At 65.6% G+C, this 17,267-nt stretch carries 14 protein-coding genes; 4 read left to right on the top strand and 10 right to left on the bottom strand.

Annotated features, from left to right (window positions below; translation table 11 throughout):
* Entirely contained in the window at positions 1-2,427 is a 2,427-nt protein-coding gene (locus H0193_RS04185) for an excinuclease ABC subunit UvrA (RefSeq protein ID WP_181888692.1), read from the top strand.
* 853 nt (positions 2,428-3,280) lie between these two features.
* Here the strand turns inward: H0193_RS04185 and H0193_RS04180 are convergent.
* From H0193_RS04180 to H0193_RS04155, 6 genes are read right to left on the bottom strand one after another with little or no spacing between them, the layout of a single operon-like run.
* A complete protein-coding gene (locus H0193_RS04180) occupies positions 3,281-4,111 on the bottom strand; it encodes a hypothetical protein (protein WP_181888691.1) in 831 nt (276 codons plus the stop codon).
* Positions 4,112-4,128: 17 nt separating this feature from the next.
* A complete protein-coding gene (locus tag H0193_RS04175; protein ID WP_181888690.1) occupies positions 4,129-4,773 on the bottom strand; it encodes a hypothetical protein in 645 nt (214 codons plus the stop codon).
* Positions 4,774-4,784: 11 nt separating this feature from the next.
* Complete coding sequence (locus H0193_RS04170; RefSeq protein WP_181888689.1) at positions 4,785-5,291, bottom strand: hypothetical protein; 507 nt, start codon at positions 5,289-5,291, stop codon at positions 4,785-4,787.
* A gap of 34 nt (positions 5,292-5,325) precedes the next feature.
* Positions 5,326-5,964, bottom strand: coding sequence for a suppressor of fused domain protein (locus H0193_RS04165; protein WP_181888688.1), 639 nt, complete (start codon positions 5,962-5,964; stop codon positions 5,326-5,328).
* A 47-nt stretch (positions 5,965-6,011) separates the two neighbouring features.
* Positions 6,012-6,764, bottom strand: a complete 753-nt coding sequence (locus tag H0193_RS12510; RefSeq protein ID WP_338026588.1) for an aminotransferase class IV — start codon at positions 6,762-6,764, stop codon at positions 6,012-6,014.
* Positions 6,752-8,593: a chorismate-binding protein gene (locus tag H0193_RS04155; RefSeq protein WP_181888687.1), complete on the bottom strand. Its 1,842-nt coding sequence runs from the start codon at positions 8,591-8,593 to the stop codon at positions 6,752-6,754. The genes H0193_RS12510 and H0193_RS04155 overlap by 13 nt, the downstream gene beginning before the upstream one ends.
* Before the next feature lie 29 nt (positions 8,594-8,622).
* On the opposite strand from H0193_RS04155, the gene H0193_RS04150 reads away from it, so the two are divergent.
* Positions 8,623-9,081 carry a GNAT family N-acetyltransferase gene (locus H0193_RS04150; protein ID WP_181888686.1) on the top strand — a complete coding sequence of 153 codons (459 nt, stop codon included), beginning with the start codon at positions 8,623-8,625 and terminating at the stop codon, positions 9,079-9,081.
* On the opposite strand, the gene H0193_RS04145 is transcribed toward H0193_RS04150, so the two are convergent.
* The 3 genes from H0193_RS04145 to H0193_RS04135 form a co-directional block, all read right to left on the bottom strand.
* The gene (locus H0193_RS04145; RefSeq protein ID WP_181888685.1) at positions 9,082-11,466 is read right to left on the bottom strand and encodes a glycogen/starch/alpha-glucan phosphorylase; all 2,385 of its coding nucleotides are present in this window, start codon (positions 11,464-11,466) and stop codon (positions 9,082-9,084) included. It lies immediately after the preceding gene.
* Positions 11,467-11,682: 216 nt separating this feature from the next.
* Positions 11,683-12,936, bottom strand: a complete 1,254-nt coding sequence (locus H0193_RS04140; RefSeq protein WP_181888684.1) for an amidohydrolase — start codon at positions 12,934-12,936, stop codon at positions 11,683-11,685.
* A gap of 4 nt (positions 12,937-12,940) precedes the next feature.
* Positions 12,941-14,281 (bottom strand): DUF4921 family protein, encoded by a 1,341-nt coding sequence (locus H0193_RS04135; protein ID WP_236883408.1) that lies wholly within the window; start codon positions 14,279-14,281, stop codon positions 12,941-12,943.
* Positions 14,282-14,312: 31 nt separating this feature from the next.
* Here H0193_RS04135 and H0193_RS04130 point away from each other — a divergent pair, with 31 nt between their 5' ends.
* Positions 14,313-14,702, top strand: coding sequence for a hypothetical protein (locus H0193_RS04130; protein ID WP_181888683.1), 390 nt, complete (start codon positions 14,313-14,315; stop codon positions 14,700-14,702).
* Here H0193_RS04130 and H0193_RS04125 read toward each other — a convergent pair.
* On the bottom strand, positions 14,672-15,799 hold the full coding sequence (locus H0193_RS04125; protein ID WP_181888682.1) for a glycerate kinase family protein: 1,128 nt from the start codon (positions 15,797-15,799) through the stop codon (positions 14,672-14,674). The genes H0193_RS04130 and H0193_RS04125 overlap by 31 nt on opposite strands.
* A gap of 100 nt (positions 15,800-15,899) precedes the next feature.
* Between H0193_RS04125 and gdhA the strand changes: the two genes are divergently transcribed.
* Positions 15,900-17,246, top strand: coding sequence for an NADP-specific glutamate dehydrogenase (gdhA, locus tag H0193_RS04120; RefSeq protein WP_181888681.1), 1,347 nt, complete (start codon positions 15,900-15,902; stop codon positions 17,244-17,246).
* The last annotated feature ends 21 nt before the right edge of the window (positions 17,247-17,267 follow it).

The following is a 17,267-nucleotide window of genomic DNA, read 5'->3' as shown; positions in this document are numbered from 1 at the left end:
ATGCCTGAAACCGGAATTGAAGTTCGCGACGCCCACCTGCACAACCTCCGCAACGTGGATGTGGACATCCCGCGCGGCACGCTCGTCGCGGTGACCGGGGTGTCCGGCTCCGGCAAGTCCTCGCTCGCCTTCGGCACCATCCACGGCGAGGGCCAGCGGCGCTACCTCGAATCGGTGGCGCCGTTCGCCCGCCGCCTGATTGGCTCGGCGGTGGACCCGCAGGTCGGTTCCGTGGAGGGCCTGCCGCCGACGGTGGCGCTGGAGCAGTCCACCTCCGGCGGAGGCGCGCGCTCGACCGTGGGCACCGTCTCCGCGCTGTCCAACAGCATCCGGCTGTTGTACTCGCGCGCGGGCGACAACCCGAAGGGGCTGTACTCCGACTCGTTCTCCCCGAACACGCCCGAGGGCATGTGCCCGACGTGCCAGGGCACCGGCGTGGTGCACGAGCCCACCGAAGCGTCGATGGTGCCGGACCCGACGCTGTCCATCGAGGACGGCGCGATTCAAGCCTGGCCGGGCGCGTGGGCCGGCAAGAACTTCCACGACATCCTGGCCACGCTGGGCTACGACCTGGATTCTCCCTGGCAGGACCTGCCCAAGGAAGACCGCGAGTGGATCCTGTTCACCGAGGAGCGCCCCGTGGTCACCGTCAAGCCACTTCGCGGCGAGGACCAAATCCAGCGCAACTACAAGGGCACGTGGCGCTCCGTGGCGTCGTATCTGACCAACACGCTCGCCGAGACCCAGTCCGACACCCTGCGCAAACGCGTGCTGTCCTACATGGAGTCGCGCGTGTGCGAGACCTGCCACGGCCGCCGCCTCAACCCGGAGGCGCTCAAGGTCACCTACGCGGGGATGCCTATCGACGAGCTCGGCGCCCTGCCGCTGGACCAGGTCCATGAGGTGCTGGCAGCGCAGGAACCGTCCGAGGGTTCGGCCGAGGACCTGTTGCTGAAGCAGATCCTGCCCGCCCTGCAGTCCGCGCTCGACCTGGGCCTTGCGCACCTAAGCCTCGACCGCCCCGCGCCGACGCTGTCCGCCGGTGAGCTGCAGCGCATCCGCCTGTCCGCCCAGCTGCGCTCGGGCCTGTTCGGCGTGGCGTATGTGCTGGACGAGCCGTCCGCCGGCCTGCACCCCGCCGAGCGCGGCGCGGTGCTGGACATCTGCCGCCGCTTCATCGACGCCGGCAACTCGGTCCTGCTGGTCGAACACGACATGGAACTCGTCGCCCAAACCGACTGGCTCGTGGACGTCGGCCCGCTCGCCGGCGAGCGCGGCGGTGAGGTTGTCTACTCCGGCCCCACCAGCGACTACACCGGCGACGCGCCCACAGCGAAGGCGCTGGCGAACCGGACACTTTCGCCTAACGACGCCCCACGGTCCGCCACCGGCGAACTGCGCCTTTCCGGCGTGTCGGCCCGCTCGATTGAGGGGCTGGACGTGTCGTTTGGTCTGGGACAATTCACCGCGGTGGCCGGCGTGTCCGGATCCGGCAAGTCCACCTTGGTCAGCACCGTGCTCGCAGGTGTGCTCCGCGACGCCGCGTCCACCGTTGTCGAGGAAGAGGACGACTCTGCGGGTGATGCAGGGGCGGGGGAGGCCGGATGGACCGTCGATAGGCAAGAAGGCTTCGACGCGGTGAGCCGAGTTGTGCAGATCACCCAGAAGCCCATCGGGCGCACCCCGCGCTCGACGCTGGCGACCTACACCGGGCTGTTCGACGGCGTGCGCAAACTGTTCGCCAGCACCGACGAGGCGAAGCGGCGCAAGTGGACCGTGTCGCGCTTCTCCTACAACGTGAAGCAGGGGCAGTGCCCAACCTGCGGCGGCGCCGGCAAGATCGAGGTGGAGCTGGTGTTCCTGCCCGGCTCGTACACCACCTGCCCGGACTGCGGCGGCGCGCGCTACAACGACGAGACCCTCGAGGTGACCTGGGATGGGCTCACCATCGCGCAGGTGCTGGAGCTGACTGTCGACGAAGCCGCGGACGTATTCGCCGACGAACCGAAGATCCTGCGCGCCGTGGAAACCCTGCAGGCCGTGGGGCTGGGCTACCTGCGCCTGGGCCAAGGCGCGCCGGAGCTTTCCGGCGGCGAGGCGCAGCGCATCAAGCTGGCCACCGAGCTGCAGCGCTCCCGCAACTCGCGCCGGGGCCACACCGTGTACCTGCTGGACGAGCCCACCACCGGCCTTCACCCCGCCGACGTGGCGCTGTTGGTCAAGGAGCTCAACAGTCTTGTCGACGCTGGCCAAACCGTGATCGTGGTCGAGCACGACCTGTCCGTCATCGCGCAAGCCGATCGCGTGATCGAAATGGGCCCCGGTGCCGGCGCCGAGGGTGGTCAGGTTGTGGCTACCGGCACCCCCGCCGAGCTGGCGAAGTCTGAAACTGCAACCGGGAAGGTGCTGGCCGAGCGTTCGGCGTAGGTCGTCGTCGGTGGCGACTATGCAGCTGCATAGTCTCGGGGTTGCCGTTCGCGTGATTCGTAGGGGTAGTCACCTAAACGAAACCTGCAAAAGTCGACAATTGGGACGGGCGTCCAGATTTATCGGCGCAGGTCAGAAGCTTATAAGTGTTGCCGCATGTAAATTCGTACAAACCGAGCGGGCAAGGGCTCGAATCGCTATGCAGCGGCATAGTCTTGCGATGGCTGATCAGCCACAGGGGCGGTTGCCTCGGCTCCGTTGACTATGCAGCTGCATAGTCTCTTGGGTCGGGTTCACTATGCGACGGCATAGTCTTGCTGACCGGTCCCGCTATGCAGCGGCATAGTCCCGACACTGCCACCAGACTATGCAGCTGCATAGTCTGGTGGGATGGATTCGCTATGCAGCGGCATAGTTTTTCTTGATGGCCGGACCGTCTCAGGGAAGATTGGTTCGGCTTCGTTGACTATGCAGCGGCATAGTCTTGTGCACCGATGCCACTATGCGACGGCATAGTCCCGACACTGCCGTCCACTATGCAGCGGCATAGCCTGGTGGGGTGGATTCGCTATGCAGCTGCATAGTTTTTCGCGATGCCTGGTTCGCCTCGGGGGAGGTTGGTTCGGCTTCGTTGACTATGCAGCTGCATAGTCGTTGAGCCCCAACCGCCCCGGAGGCCCTGCGAATCTAGTCATCGATTTCGATGCCAGCTGCTTTGGCCCGCTCCACCAGCTCCGCGATTTCAGCAGGTCGTTCAGCGATGCCTGTGAAAGAAGACTGGGCCTTGTCGATGTGTGCTGGATCACCGTAGATGCCGATGCCTTCGCCTTCCGGGTCGAGCTGGAGGCTGGGATCAACCCCGGCCCTTCGATTGGAGGTAGCGAGCGACGCCCTCGAGGAAGTAGCCGTTGGCTTCGTGCCCGCTAGCGGCGATTGCTTTATCGAGTTCTGAACCGGCGGCCACTTGGAGGTAGACCGAGTGTTGGCCTTCAAGCTCCCCAGCAGACTCATCGAGTTCTACCCGGCGCATCTTCAGGCCGGTCGACGATTCCGACTCTTCGGCGCCATGGTCGATGTCCTCGTCTGGCGGGCTTACATCCGTCGGGATGTCAAAACCCAGGTGGTAGCAGCGGTACTGCTCAAGCCAGAGGTCCAAGAAACCGAGTGGATAGAACGTCCAAGGAATAAGCTGATAGTCGCGTTCCTCTTCGGTGGCGGGGCGGATGGCTGAACCGCTCACCCACACGAAGAGTTTCCAACCGGAAGGGTCGACAGAGTTAACGTCAAGAGGTATCTCGTCGTTGAGGTCCTTGGGGACGAATCCGGGAGGGCCCGGCCGGTACAAGCTCGCACCTACGGCGACTTTCGACGCGTCGAATCCCCCAGGGATGGTTTCAACCTTCCCGTCGCGGATGAAAGGGCCGCCTTTACGGAAGGCGTCGGTGAGCAGTGGAAACGGTGGAATGATCCACGGTGAGTGCTCGCCGGTCCCACTAGAAAGTCCGAGCACAGCCAGATTTTCAGGGGTGCGGGGTACGCCGACCAGTGAGGCCCCGCCGATTCGGTGTTTCGCTTCGTAGACGTGAACTTCAATGTCGCCGTTGCGCGTCGGCATATGCAGGCGCGTGTTGTCGGACTGGCGGATCGCCTTCATCGACGGGGCGAATTGCATGAAGTACGTCATCGGATCATCTTCAGCCGTTACCGCTCTTGCCAGATGCTGAGCAGTTGGTTTTCGGTGTACGCGTAGTCGGGGTCGACCGCCTCGATCGCGCGTGTGAGGCGTTCCTCCCACTGCTGCATGATCTCCGTGCCAAGAGGACCGATCGGGCCATCCGGGTTCTCCACGGCGGCGTCGAGCACGATGCCGGCAATCTCGATGTCGGGTCGCACCCAATTGTGCCCGTCGCTGAGCTCGAGAAAAGCGCGACAAGCTGCGAGCGCCTTATCTGGATCTTCGAGTGGTGCTTCGTGGTGCAGCACTGCGGTGGCCCAGTGGTGCATGGCGAGGAGATTGTCGCTTTCCGACGGCGCTTCCGCCCCCTCAACGAACCGGTACAGATCCAGCGGAGGATACTGCGCTGCGTCGTAGGCCTTGAGCATCATCACTGCCCAGAGAGCGACGGGAGAGTCGGCGAGCGCGTCTAGGGTTTCCTTGCCGGGGATGCTGCGGGAGGTGCTGTGATTGCGAGTGAGTGGCGCGATGACGGCAACGTGCGTTTCTGCGTCGTTAGACTCGGACAGGATCGCCTTGGCTTCCTCCCATGTCAGGTCGGGAATCGGGGCAGGCTCGGTGTCGGCGAGGTACTGGTCCAGGGTGATGGGGTCCGGAATCTGTGGCGTCATGGGTCGAGCTCCTATTTCTTCTTGGGTTGGTAGTAGTGGGGGTCTTGGTCGACTGTGCGGGTTTGGATTCCGCGGGTGTCGAAGTTGGCTTTGAGCCAGCTAACAAGCTCGGAGGTGTAGTACTGGTCCATCCACAGGTCGGGGTTGTCGGGTGAGGTCCGGATTCTGAACACTGGTGCCTGCGGTGTGTCTTCGTGGAGGTTGAACGCGCGGAAGCCGATGTAGTCGCCGTACTGGCTAGTGAACGTGCATTCGGCAACTCGAGCACCCTGCTGGTTGAGGGTACGTCGGATCGCGATGGCTGCATCGGTCGGAGCGATAAGCATGCCGATGGATTCGGTGAGGCCGAAACGCGGGTAAGGGGAGCCGTCCGAGTTGAAACAGCCTTCCAGCACATCGAAATGCTGGCCGTCGATTGTGTCGAAATGCTGGGCTTTTTCCATGCTCAAAATTGAGATCGATGGGTCGAATACAAAGACCGCCGTGCCGATCTTGTGCTCGATTTTGTGGCAAAGCACCGTTCTCTCCTAGGTTTTTGCTTGCCTGCCTGGGCTAAACCGCGGATGGGCGGCCGGGGTAGGCGCCTTCGGCAACGCCAAGTTCGTAGAGCCTGCCTAAAATGTCGTCACCGGCGAGGCATGCTTGCAGTTCGTCGGCGTAGATGGGGTAGACGCCGAAGAAGTGGACGGCTTCGTCGCCTACAGGCGTGCGCAGAAAATCTCCGTCGGCGTCAACCGTGAATGCGCTGCCGATGATGAAGCCGGAGAAGTCGCTGCCCGGATAGGTCTCGCTCGGGTCGAGCCCTGCCTGGCCCGAGGTTCCGTAGGACAGCCACGTATCCATGTCTTTGGGCAGGCGTGCGGTGGACTTGAGCAGGGTTATTGGCCAGCTGATCGCGTCGCCTTCGGGGCCGTTTTGCGAGCCTATCTCCGCAAGTGGCCAATCGTCCGGAAGCGTCATCACAAGCTCCGTGCGGTTGAATTCTTCCTTCCCGGGTGGCATCTGCATCCGGTAGTCGTTCATGCCCGAGGTGCACAGCGTCCAGAATTGACGCTGCTCGGTGGGGGCCCAGCAATAGACGTCGATGTGCAGCTCGTCCGAGATGAGCTCGTGAAACACTGAATAGTCCTCGCCCAACAGCGGGGCTAGGCGGTAGTGCACAATGTCTTGTGGAGTCTGCGGGTTGGTCATGTGACCTAAAGTACATAAATCACGCGTGCGTGACTGATAACGAGTTGTCAGTTTCCTGTGGTGTGTTTAAGCTCCCGGCAGAACCCGCCCCACCACCAGTCGCGCCACTCGTCGAAAGAGGGGTGCACCGGCGGAGTGATCACGGTGTCGCCGACGTGCAACTCGCTGACCGGGCTGATGCCGTGCAGGGAGTTGAGGAACCACAGCGGGTGCTCAGCGGCGAGTTCGGGTTTGAGCCGACGCCGCTTAACAGACACGCCGAGCTGAGCCGCCCGCGCAGCCACCTGGTGCAAAGTCACGCTCGGCAGCCACACGCCTTCGGGGACGCACAGGGTGTCGCCGTCCCACATCACCAGCGCGCCGGTGGTGGTCTCCAACATTGCGCCGTGCTTATCCGCGATCACTGTGTCGTCGGTCCCTGCCAGCTGGTACCGCGAGCGGTGCGCGCGGAACGCGGCGAAGTCGGGGCCCTTCACCTCGGGCTGGGTGCGCGGGTCGGGGGCCTGCGCAAATGTCAGTGCAGTGGTGGGGCGCGGGGGGGGCGGAGCGGACGTCGAGAAGCAAAAGCCCTTGAGAGAGGGCGATGCGGGGGAACAGTTCGCCCTCGGACAGCAGTGGCATGAGCTTCTCGACGAACCCGGCAGGCAGCGGGCCAGCAGCGCGCGAAAACCGCTCGAGGTGCAGGTTGAGGCCGTTGGTGCGGCCGGATGAGTGGCGCCAGGAGTCGGCGACGTCGAGGGGCCCGTCGGGGAAATCGCGCGGGACGAACGAGCCGTGCCAGGCGTACTTACGCATCCCACGCCCCCAGCACGGACTGGGCCTTGAGGTTGCGCTCGGCGAGCTCGGACTCGGGGTCGGAGTCCAGCACGATCGCGCCGCCCGCGCCCACGGTCACGGTGTCACCTGCGCGCACGGCGGTGCGGATCACCACGGAGAGATCGGCCTGGCCGTCGAAGCCGAAGTAGCCCAGCGCGCCGGAATAGACGCCGCGCGGGGAAGTCTCCAGCCGGTCGATGATTTCGCAGGTGCGCAGCTTCGGCGCGCCGGTCATGGAGCCGGGCGGGAACGCCGCGCGCACGGCGTCGACGGCGGTGCGGCCCTCGCGCAGGCGGCCAGTGATGGTGGAGACCAGCTGGTGGACGGTGGCGTAGCTTTCCACCTGCATCAACCCGGGCACGCGCACGGTGCCGGGCTCGCAGACGCGGGAGAGGTCGTTGCGCAGCAGGTCCACGATCATGAGGTTCTCGGCGCGGGTTTTCGCATCGCTCAGCAGCGCGGGGTCCTCATCGGCGGCGATGGTGCCCTTGATCGGCTTCGCCTCCACGTTACGGCCGCGCACGGTGAGGAAGCGCTCGGGTGAGGCGCTGGCGACCTCGACGCCGTCGAAAAGCAGGTGCGCGGCGTACGGCGCCGGGTTATGTTCGCGCAGCGCAGCATAGATATCGCCGGTCGCGCGCGTGGTGTAGGTGTCGGTCAGGCACACCTCGTAACTCTCGCCCGCGCGCAGCAGTTGCTGCGCCTTTTCGATGCTGGCGAGGTAGTCCGGGTTGCTCCAGGAGCCTTCGCCTATCGACGCACCTTCGGTGGCGCCCGCCCCCTCAAGCGCCTGTGCAAGCCGGTCGAGCAAACCGTCGGCGCCGTCGCCGGCCAGGGCGCACAGGTGCGCGGTTTCGGCATCGTGGTCGTAGACGATGAACGACTGCGGGCGCACAAAGTACGCGTCCGGGTAGGGCGAACGGTGGCGCAGCGAGATCGGAAGGGTCAACTCGGCGCACTCGTAGCCCAGGTACCCGATCCACCCGCCGGTAAACGGCAGGTCGGGCGGGTCGAAAACCGGGGTGGATAGCTCGGTGTCGAGGGTGTCGAGCACGTTGCCGTCGCCAAGCGAATAGCGAATGGAGCGCGAGAGTGCACCCGCGGTGTCGCCGAGGATGGAGAAGCGCCCGCGCGCATCGGCGGAGTCGAGGAAGAACGCGTCGTTGCCGTCTCGCGAGATCGCGTTGAAGACGCGCTGGCAGTCGAGCGCGCCGGGCACCTCGCGGTGAATGACGCGCCAGCCGCCGAGGAAGTTGCGCATGATCGCCGCGCCGTGCTGGGTGAGCACCGACTCGGGGTGGAATTGCACGCCCCAGTGATTCAACCCGTCGACCTTGAGCGCCTGGATCACGCCGTCCTCGCTGCGGGCATGCACGGTGATGCCCGGGACCTCTTCGACGTGCAGGGAGTGGTAGCGCACCACCTCGAAACCCTGCGGGATGCCGGTGAAGATGCCCTCGCCGGAATGGGTGACGGTGGAGACGAACCCGTGGCGCGGCTCGGGCGCGCGGGTGACGCTGGATCCCGCGAGCATGCCCAAACCCTGGTGGCCGAGGCACACGCCGAGCAGCGGGACGCCGGCGTCCGCAGCTGCCTCGATGACGCGCCGGGCAGGGCCGAAGTCCTCCTCGCGCTCCGGGGTGCCGGGGCCGGGGGAGATGACCACGTGGCTGAACTCGCCGGCGCGCACCCGCTGCGGAAGGTCGGCCGCCTCGCCCGCGGGGACTACGAGGGGCTCGCGGCCGGTGGCCTCAGCAATGAGGTGGGCGAGGTTGAATGTATATGAGTCGTAATTGTCGACGAGCAGAATCATTGTGCCGAGATCGTATAGCGTTTAACTGCATGGACGCCACAATCCGGCCAGCTCGCGCCGAAGACGCCGCCACTGTCGCCGCCGTGCACAACCGCTCCCGCGCACAAGCGTTCCGCGGACGCATCGCCGACGAGGTGCTGGACAACTTCGAACCCCTGGAGCTCAAGTGGGCCGAGTACTTCGACGCCCCCGACGGCCGCGTCTTCCTTGCGGAGGTGGACGGCGAGGCTGTGGGCATGGCCTACGGCGTGCCCGGCGAGCGCACTGAGCTGTGCAACCTCTACCTGCTCGAGGAGGCGGCCGGAAACGGCATATCCGAGCAACTCCTGGACGCGGTCGTGCGCCCAGGCGAGCCCGCGTTCTTGTGGGTGGCGGACTTCAACGAGCGCGCCCAGGCCTTCTACACCAAGCAGGGCTTCGCCTTCGACGGCGAGGAAACGCACCACGCGGGTGACGGCATCACCTTGAAGCGCATGGTGCGCGATTAGCTAGTTGATCGGGGTGGGCTCGATCTTCCACACGTCCTCGGCGTAGTCGCGGATCGTGCGGTCGGAGGAGAAGCGGCCGGACTCGCAGATGTTGATCCAGCACTTGCGGGCCCACTCGTCCGGGTCGGCGTAGTAGTCGGCGGCCATGCGGTCGCGGGCCTCGCGGTATGAGGCGAAATCGCCGAGCACGTAGTAGACGTCCTGCTCGCCGTAGCCGTTGTCTTCCAGCAGCGAGGCGCGGATGTCGTGGAAGACGCCGGTGCCGCGGTCGTCGAGGGTGCCGTCGACGAGCGCGTCGAGCGCACGCATGAGCCCCGGGGTCTGCTCGGCCACCTGGCGCGGGTTGTAGTGCGCCTTCAGCTCCGGCAGCTCCTCCTCGCGGGCGCCGAAGATGTAGGCGTTGTCCTCGCCGACCGCGTCGACGATCTCCACGTTCGCGCCGTCCATCGTGCCCAGGGTGAGCGCGCCGTTCATCATGAACTTCATGTTGGATGTGCCCGAGGCCTCCTTGCCGGCGGTGGAGATCTGCTCGGAGACGTCGGTGGCCGGGATGATCTGCTCGGCAGGCGAGACGTTGTAGTTTTCCACAAACACAACGTGGATGTACTTCGAGGCGACCGGGTCGTTGTTCACCAGCTCCGCGATGGTGTTGATGAGCTTGATGATGCCCTTGGCGGTGACGTAGCCGGGGGCGGCCTTCGCACCGAAGATGAAGGTGCGCTTCGGCACGTCGCGCTCGCCGTCGACCGTGATACGGAAGTACAGGTCCAGGATGTACAGGGCGTTCATCAACTGGCGCTTGTACTCGTGCAGGCGCTTGATCTGGGTGTCGTAGATGGAGTCCGGGTCGATCTCCACGCCCTGGCGCGCGGCGATCCACTCGGCGAAGTCGCGCTTGTTCGCGGACTTGATGTCGCGGAGTTCGTGCAGCACCTTTGGTTCGTCGACAAGCGGGCGCAGTTCCTTGAGCTTGTCCAAGTCGGTAACCCACGCGTCGGAGCCGGAGAGGCGGTCCAACAGCTCAGACAGGCGCGGGTTGCACATGCGCAGCCATCGGCGCGGGGTGACACCGTTGGTCTTGTTGTTGAAGCGCTCCGGGTACAGGCCGTGCCAGAAACCGAGGGTGTCGCGTTTGATGATCTCGGTGTGCAGCGCCGCCACACCGTTGACGGAGTAGGAGGCGTAGCAGGCGATCCACGCCATGTGCACACGCCCGTCGTGCACCGGGGAGTAGTGGTGGGCGGTCTCCGCGTCGATGCCGCGGGACTCCATGTCCAGGCGGTAGCGGCGGTCGATCTCCTCCACGATCTCCCAGATGCGCCAGAACAGCTGCTTGAAGATGGACTCCTCCCACGTCTCCAGCGCCTCCTGCAGCACCGTGTGGTTGGTGTAGGCGAACGTGTGGGTGGTCACCTCCCAGGCTTCGTCCCAGCCGAGGCCGTGCTCGTCCATGAGCAGTCGCATCAGCTCCGGGATGCCCAGCACCGGGTGGGTGTCGTTGAGCTGGATTGAGTTGTACTTGTGGAAGTCGCTCAGGTCGTCGCCGTGGGCGGCGCGGTAGTCGTCGATAAGCTCCTGCAGCGATGCGGAGCAGAAGAAGTACTGCTGGCGTACGCGCAGCAGCTTGCCGGCGTAGGTGGAGTCGTTGGGGTAGAGCACGCGCGTGATGTCGTGGACGGCCTCGCGCTCCAGGATCGCGTCGGCGAAGCGCTGGGAATTGAACGCGTCGTAGTCGAACTCGGCGATCGGGGAGGCGTCCCACAGGCGCAGCGTGCCCACGTTGTCGGTGCCGTAGCCGGTGATCGGCATGTCGTAGGGGATGGCGCGCACGTGCATGTCGTCGAACTTCACAATGCGCTGCTCGGAGCCGCGGCGGATGATGAAGGGGTAGAACGATTCCTTCCACGCGTCCGGGTGCTCGCGCTGGAAGCCGTCCTCGAACTCCTGGCGGAACAGCCCGTAGCGGTAGAGCAGGCCGTAGCCGGTCAGCGGGAAGTCCTGCTCGGCGGCGGAATCGAGGAAGCAGGCGGCCAGGCGCCCCAGGCCGCCGTTGCCGAGGGCGGCGTCGTGCTCGGCCTCCAAAACGTCCGAAAGCTCGAAGCCGTTCTCCTCGGCGATAGCCTTCGCCTTATCGACGAGCCCAAGGTTGGTCAGGTTATTCAGCAACGCCCGACCTTCCAGGAATTCCGCAGAAAAGTACGAGGCACGGCGGGTGGTCTTGTAGGTGTTGCGGGTTTTCGCCCAGTTGTCGGCGATCTGCTCGACGGTGGCGGCCGAAAGGCCCGTCCAGAACTTCTTCACCGTGGAGTCCTGCGGCGCGCGGCCGGAGAAGCTGCGGACGTGGCCCTCGACGGTCTGCTCGAATGCTGGCTGAGATGCAGTCATGTCTCCCGAGCGTACCGGCGCGCCGGGGTGCGTGCAGGTGACCGGATCGCGGCGTCTTGGCTCTGGCGCACAGATCGTCTAGCACGTCGTGCCGGCTGCTAGACGATTAAGAGATTTTTACCGAATGTCGAGACAATCGAACAGGGGAAATGTGGGCGCATATTGCGGATCGTCTAGCGGGCTTCGCTGGGCTGCTAGACGATCCGCGCGGCCTCGCTACTTGGCCAGGTACGTCAGCGCGGCGGTCAGGCCCGCGCGGGTGGAGGCGTCGATGGTGGGCTCGTACTCCGGCAGGAAGGTGGACATGTGGTTGACGGGCACGTCCTCGCCGACGCGGTCTTCCTCCACGGCCTTATCCCACACGTCGTGGGGTGTGCAGCCGACGAGCCAGAAGAAGTACGGCGCGCCGTAGGCCTGGCCGATGACGGGGAAGTCCTCGGAGACGGTCTTCGGGTCGGCAGTGACGGAGGCATCGCCGAAGACGCCGTCGAACTGCTCGCGCACGCGGGTGAACACTTCCTCGTCGTTGTCCAGCAGCTCGCCGTGGGCGAAAAAGGAGATCATGGGCTGGTCCAGCGAGCCAGACGCCAGCACCTCGGCGTGGACCACGCGCTTGATGGCGGAGTACACCTTTGCCTTGACCCGGTCGGAGTAGAAGCGGCAGTTGAGCACCAGCTCGGCCTCGCCCGGGATGATGTTGTTGGTGGTGCCGGCGTGCATGCTGGCCACGGTGACCACGGCGAAGTCCGCCGGATCCACCTCGCGGCCGACAATGGCCTGCAGGCGGGCGATGATCATTGCCGCGGTGTAGGTGGGGTCAATCGCGTTGTGCGGCATGGAGCCGTGGGCGGCCTGGCCGGGGATCTTGATGCGGATGGAGTCGCAGGCGGCGAACTGCGGGCCAGGCTTGGACATCACCTCGCCGGCGCGGCCCGGCATGACGTGCTGGCCGAAGACCACGTCCGGGGCAGGCACCTTCTCGGTCAGGCCGTTATCGGCCATGTCCTGGGCGCCGGCGCCGATCTCCTCGCCCGGCTGGAACAGGGCGATGAAGGTGCCGGACCAGTGCTCGCGGGTGTTGTCCAAAAAGTCGCACATGCTCAAAAGCGCGGTGGTGTGGATGTCGTGGCCGCAGGCGTGCATGGTGCCCACGGTCTGCCCGTCCGCGGTCTTGGCCACCTTGTGGGAGGCGTACGGCGCGCCGGTCTGCTCGGTCACCGGCAGGCCGTCGAAGTCCGCGCGGTGCATCACGGTCGGGCCCTCGCCGTTTTCGAAAATGGCGCAGATGCCGAACTTGCCGATCGGGGCGATGACTTCGCAGTCGAAGCGCGACAGCTCCATCATCAGGCGGCTGTAGGTCTCCTCCTCCTGCATGGACAGCTCCGGGTTGGCGTGCAGCAGCTCGTAGAGGCGGCGCTGCCACACCTCGTCCACGGAGTAGGAGCGCAAAATCTCGGAAATATTACTCAAAACTTCATCTCTCCAAATTTGGGTTATATCGCAATAGGTTGGGCGCCGGGGTGCATTCCTCGGCGATGCGCAAGGACGCGGCCACGTGGCCGTCGTTACGCAATGTGCGAAGGGCCGCGGTGGCGCGGTCGCGCATGTCGAACGGCGAGAGCGTATTTACGTAAATCTGCGTGCCGCCCTCGAAGCCGGCGAGGGTGGAGATGCGCCATTTCAGGTTGATGCGCCACGGCATGGGCACGTCCAGGTCCACGGGGCGGTAGTGCCATTCCTCGTTGGTGGCCACCTGTCCGCCGGTGGCGGCGTGCGCCGCGTGCAGCAGGTCGGACACCGCACGGACCTCTTCCTCCGTGTGCTCCCACGGCTCGCTGGCGCGCGACTTCGAGTACACCGTCATGGTGGGGTAGCGGTGGCCCACGCCGGCGGTGAGGATGGCGTGGTCGTTCTCCGCGATCACCAGGTTTTGGTAGAACGCGTGGTTGACACCCCAGTCGTTGTACAGGTTCAAATTCTGGCGCAGTTTCGCCGTTTCGGTCTCGGCATTGACGCCGCGTTCGTCGATGGCCACCAGCTGCTTGTGCAGGTGCTCGAACGACGCGCCGGCGGGCGAGAGCCAGTTTTGAAACACCACCACGTAGCGGGCGTAGGTGTGCTGCTCCACCAGGTCGCGCAGGGAATCCACGGTGAACGCGATGAAGCGGTAGTGCTCCTCCGGGGTCAGTGACCCGGAGCCGGCGAGCTGCGCTGAGTTCTCCGCCCCGTCCACGAAGTGGCGCCGGCCGATGATCACGTCGTGCCCGCCGCCGAAGTACGCCGGGGCAAGCTCGAGCAGCTCTTCGTCGGGCCTGTCCGGGTCCTGGCCCGCCGCAGCCAGGCGCGTGCGCACGGTTGCCAGCACATGCTCGCGCCCGGCGGGATCCGCCAGGTAGCGCTCCATGTGGACGCGGCGCGCCGTGGGCATCTCGTAGCCGTAGTTCTTCTGCCAGTAGTCGTAAGAGACAATCTCGAACAGGTTGGGCACCCGCCGAAATTCCGCGACCGTGTTGTCCAACTCGTCGGGCATGGCGTCGCGCAGGATGGCAAACCCGTCGCCGTCGGCGATGAGCCGCGACTTCTCGGGCGGGGTGCGCAGCTTGCGCGCTTCGCAGAAATTGCAGGTGTCCGTGTGCGCGCCGGGTGCAAGCGGCTCCGGCGGGGCGCCAGCTGCGGCCAGGGGCCGGTTGCCGCGCCCCGGCACCGTCCACACCTCCGTGCCGGAGAAGGGATTGACCTGCTTGAGCGTCCCGTCCGCCATGGTCCGCAGTGCAACGTGGTACGAGTGAGCTGGGTTCACGGCGGGGTTGGACATGCACGCAACCATACCGGTTAGCCTTACACGCATGTCTGTGATCCAATTCGACGTCCTCGTCCCGCCGACTGTCGCCGACGAGGTCAAAGAGGTCTTCCAACGCGCGCTCGACATCCTCGTGAACCGGGAGATGCTCACCGCGGGCACGGTGGAGATGGAGCAGGTGCTAATCGACGACTCCGTGCGCGCCCAGCTGGCCGAAACCTACGAGCGGGACCGGGGCGAAGATCCCGCGGAGGCCGAGGTGTTCCGCTACAGCATCACACCCGAAGGGGCGGACAGCCTCAACCGCCTGGCCATGGGCCTGTCGCGCATCCTCACCCCGAAGGTGGACCTGCCGAACGACCCAGTGATGTTGGAGGACCAGGACCGCTTCGAGTCGCCCTCGATCTACCCCTGGACCGTGGAAGTGTTGAGGTAGGCTACGGCAATCTCCGCGCCGGCCTGGGTGAGCTGCTCGCGCACGTCGTCAGTCTCCGCCAGCGTCACCGCGATGGTGCCCTCGCCCGGCTCCTCGTCAAAGCTTCCTGCGGCCACCGCGAACGCCGCACCGGCCCCGCGGGCTAGCTCGCCGACGACGGAGGCGACCTTGCCGGTGCCGGTCTGTCCGTCGAAGCGGCCCTCGCCGGTGATCACCAGGGCCGCGCCCTCGACCTGCTCCGCCAGCCCGTTGGAATCCGCCACCACGCGCGCGCCGGGCAGGATGTGCACGTGGGAGGCGTCCCCGTGGAGCATTGTGGACAGCCACGTGATACCGATGCCCACGCCTCCCGCAGCGCCCAGGCTCGGAGTTGCCGGGTCCACGTCCGCAACCTCGCACAAACGCGCCAGGCCCCGGTCGAGCACCTCGATGCCTTCTTCCGTTGCGCCCTTCTGCGGGCCGAACACGTGGGCCGCGCCCTGGGGGCCGGTGGCGGGCGCGGTGGTGTCGGTCAACAGAACCCACTCCACCGCGCCGGCGGGCACATTGACCTTCGCGGTGTCGAAGTTTGCCAGCTGCTCCAGCGCCCCGCCGCCGGGCTTGAGCTGGTAGCCGGCCTGGTCCAAGGGGTTGACGCCCAGGGCGACGAGGATGCCGGTGCCGCCGTCGATCGTTGCGGTGCCGCCGAGCCCCAGCACGATGCGCTCGGCGCCGCGGGTCTCGGCGTCCGCGATGAGCACGCCGGTGCCGTACGTGTCGCCGGTCAGCGGCACCGGCTCGTCCACCGCGGGCAGGCCGGAGGCCGCGGCGACGTCGATGTAGGCGGTCTTGCTCGGGGCGTGGAAGGTGTACTCCGCTTCGGTGAGGCGGCCGGCCGCGGTAGTCGTCGGCAAGCAAATGCGCTCGCCCTCGAACAACGACGAGGTGCCTTCGCCGCCATCGGCCATGGGGGTGAGCACGATCTGCGCGTCGCGGATGACGGAACGCACACCTTCGGCGAGCCATTCGGCGGCCTCGGCGGCGGTTGCGGTGGATTTGAAGGAGTCCGGCGCGACAACGATTTTGGGCGACGAAACTGCGTCGAGGGGAGAAACCATGGGGGAGAGTTTAGCTACCGGCCACGCGGGGCCGAATGGTGTTGTAAAGTTTGTCCGGTACACAATTCTGCATAGCTATAGATATCGGAGGCCACGCCCAATGAGCGCGATTGACCAAGAAGTTGCCGGCTACTACCAGAAACTGCTGGAGCGCAACGCGGGCGAGCCGGAGTTCCACCAGGCGGTTGCCGAAGTGCTGGATTCGCTGAAGATCGTGCTGGGCAAGGACCCGCACTACGCGGACTACGGCCTGATCGAGCGCCTCTGCGAGCCGGAGCGCCAGATCATCTTCCGCGTGCCCTGGCTGGACGACGACAACAATGTGCGCGTCAACCGCGGCTTCCGTGTCCAGTTCAACTCCGCGCTCGGCCCGTACAAGGGCGGGCTGCGCTTCCACCCGAGCGTGAACCTGGGCATCATCAAATTCCTCGGCTTCGAGCAGATCTTCAAAAACTCCCTGACCGGCCTGCCCATCGGCGGCGGCAAGGGCGGTTCCGACTTCGACCCGAAGGGCCGCTCCGACGGGGAGATCATGCGCTTTTGCCAGTCCTTCATGACGGAACTGTGGCGCCACATCGGCGAGTACCGTGACGTGCCCGCCGGCGACATCGGCGTGGGCGCCCGCGAGATCGGCTACCTGTTCGGCCAGTACCGCCGCCTGGTGGACCAGCACGAGTCCGGCGTGCTCACCGGCAAGGGGCTGACCTGGGGCGGCTCTCTGGTGCGCAAGGAGGCCACCGGTTACGGCAGCGTCTACTTCACCAACGAGATGATGAAGGCGAACGGTGACTCCATCGACGGCGCGAAGGTGATCGTCTCCGGCTCCGGCAATGTGGCGATCTACGCGATGAAGAAGGCGCAGGAGCTCGGCGCAACTGTGGTTGGCTTCTCCGATTCCTCCGGCTGGGTGGAAACCCCGAACGGCGTGGACATCGAGCTCGTCCAGGAGATCAAGGAGAAGCGCCGCGGGCGCGTGTCCGAGTACGTGGAGGAGGCCACCGGCGCGACCTTCCACAGCGACGGCTCCATCTGGGACCTGAAGGCGGACGTGGCGCTGCCGTGCGCGACGCAGAACGAGCTCAACGGCGACCATGCGCGCACCCTCGTTGACAACGGTGTGCGTTACGTCGCGGAGGGCGCGAACATGCCGTCCACCGCCGAAGCGGTGGAGGTATTCCGCGAGCGCGGCGTCTGCTTCGGCCCGGGCAAGGCCGCCAACGCCGGCGGTGTGGCCACCTCCGCGCTGGAGATGCAGCAGAACGCCTCGCGCGACTCCTGGTCCTTCGACTACACGGACGACCGCCTGCACCAGATCATGTCCAACATCTTCACGGTGGCCAAGGACACCGCAGAGGAATACGACCACGCAGGCGACTACGTCATCGGCGCAAATATCGCCGGTTTTAAAAAGGTTGCCGACGCGATGCTCGCCCAGGGCGTGATTTAACGTTTCAGCGGGTACGCTTAG

Origin of the sequence: Corynebacterium haematomassiliense (assembly GCF_013978595.1) — a bacterium.
Classification (GTDB): domain Bacteria; phylum Actinomycetota; class Actinomycetes; order Mycobacteriales; family Mycobacteriaceae; genus Corynebacterium; species Corynebacterium lehmanniae.
The sequence above is the reverse complement of the archived record's forward strand: the minus strand, read 5'-3'. Positions and strand labels throughout refer to the sequence as shown.

Excerpts from the sequence above, each read along its gene's own strand:
- H0193_RS04185 (WP_181888692.1), top strand. The coding sequence starts at position 1 with ATGCCTGAAACCGGAATTGAAGTTCGCGACGCCCACCTGCACAACCTC.
- H0193_RS04180 (WP_181888691.1), bottom strand. The coding sequence starts at position 4,111 with ATGACGTACTTCATGCAATTCGCCCCGTCGATGAAGGCGATCCGCCAG.
- H0193_RS04175 (WP_181888690.1), bottom strand. The coding sequence starts at position 4,773 with ATGACGCCACAGATTCCGGACCCCATCACCCTGGACCAGTACCTCGCC.
- H0193_RS04165 (WP_181888688.1), bottom strand. The coding sequence starts at position 5,964 with ATGACCAACCCGCAGACTCCACAAGACATTGTGCACTACCGCCTAGCC.
- H0193_RS04155 (WP_181888687.1), bottom strand. The coding sequence starts at position 8,593 with ATGATTCTGCTCGTCGACAATTACGACTCATATACATTCAACCTCGCC.
- H0193_RS04150 (WP_181888686.1), top strand. The coding sequence starts at position 8,623 with ATGGACGCCACAATCCGGCCAGCTCGCGCCGAAGACGCCGCCACTGTC.
- H0193_RS04145 (WP_181888685.1), bottom strand. The coding sequence starts at position 11,466 with ATGACTGCATCTCAGCCAGCATTCGAGCAGACCGTCGAGGGCCACGTC.
- H0193_RS04135 (WP_236883408.1), bottom strand. The coding sequence starts at position 14,281 with ATGTCCAACCCCGCCGTGAACCCAGCTCACTCGTACCACGTTGCACTG.
- H0193_RS04130 (WP_181888683.1), top strand. The coding sequence starts at position 14,313 with ATGTCTGTGATCCAATTCGACGTCCTCGTCCCGCCGACTGTCGCCGAC.
- H0193_RS04125 (WP_181888682.1), bottom strand. The coding sequence starts at position 15,799 with ATGGTTTCTCCCCTCGACGCAGTTTCGTCGCCCAAAATCGTTGTCGCG.
- gdhA (WP_181888681.1), top strand. The coding sequence starts at position 15,900 with ATGAGCGCGATTGACCAAGAAGTTGCCGGCTACTACCAGAAACTGCTG.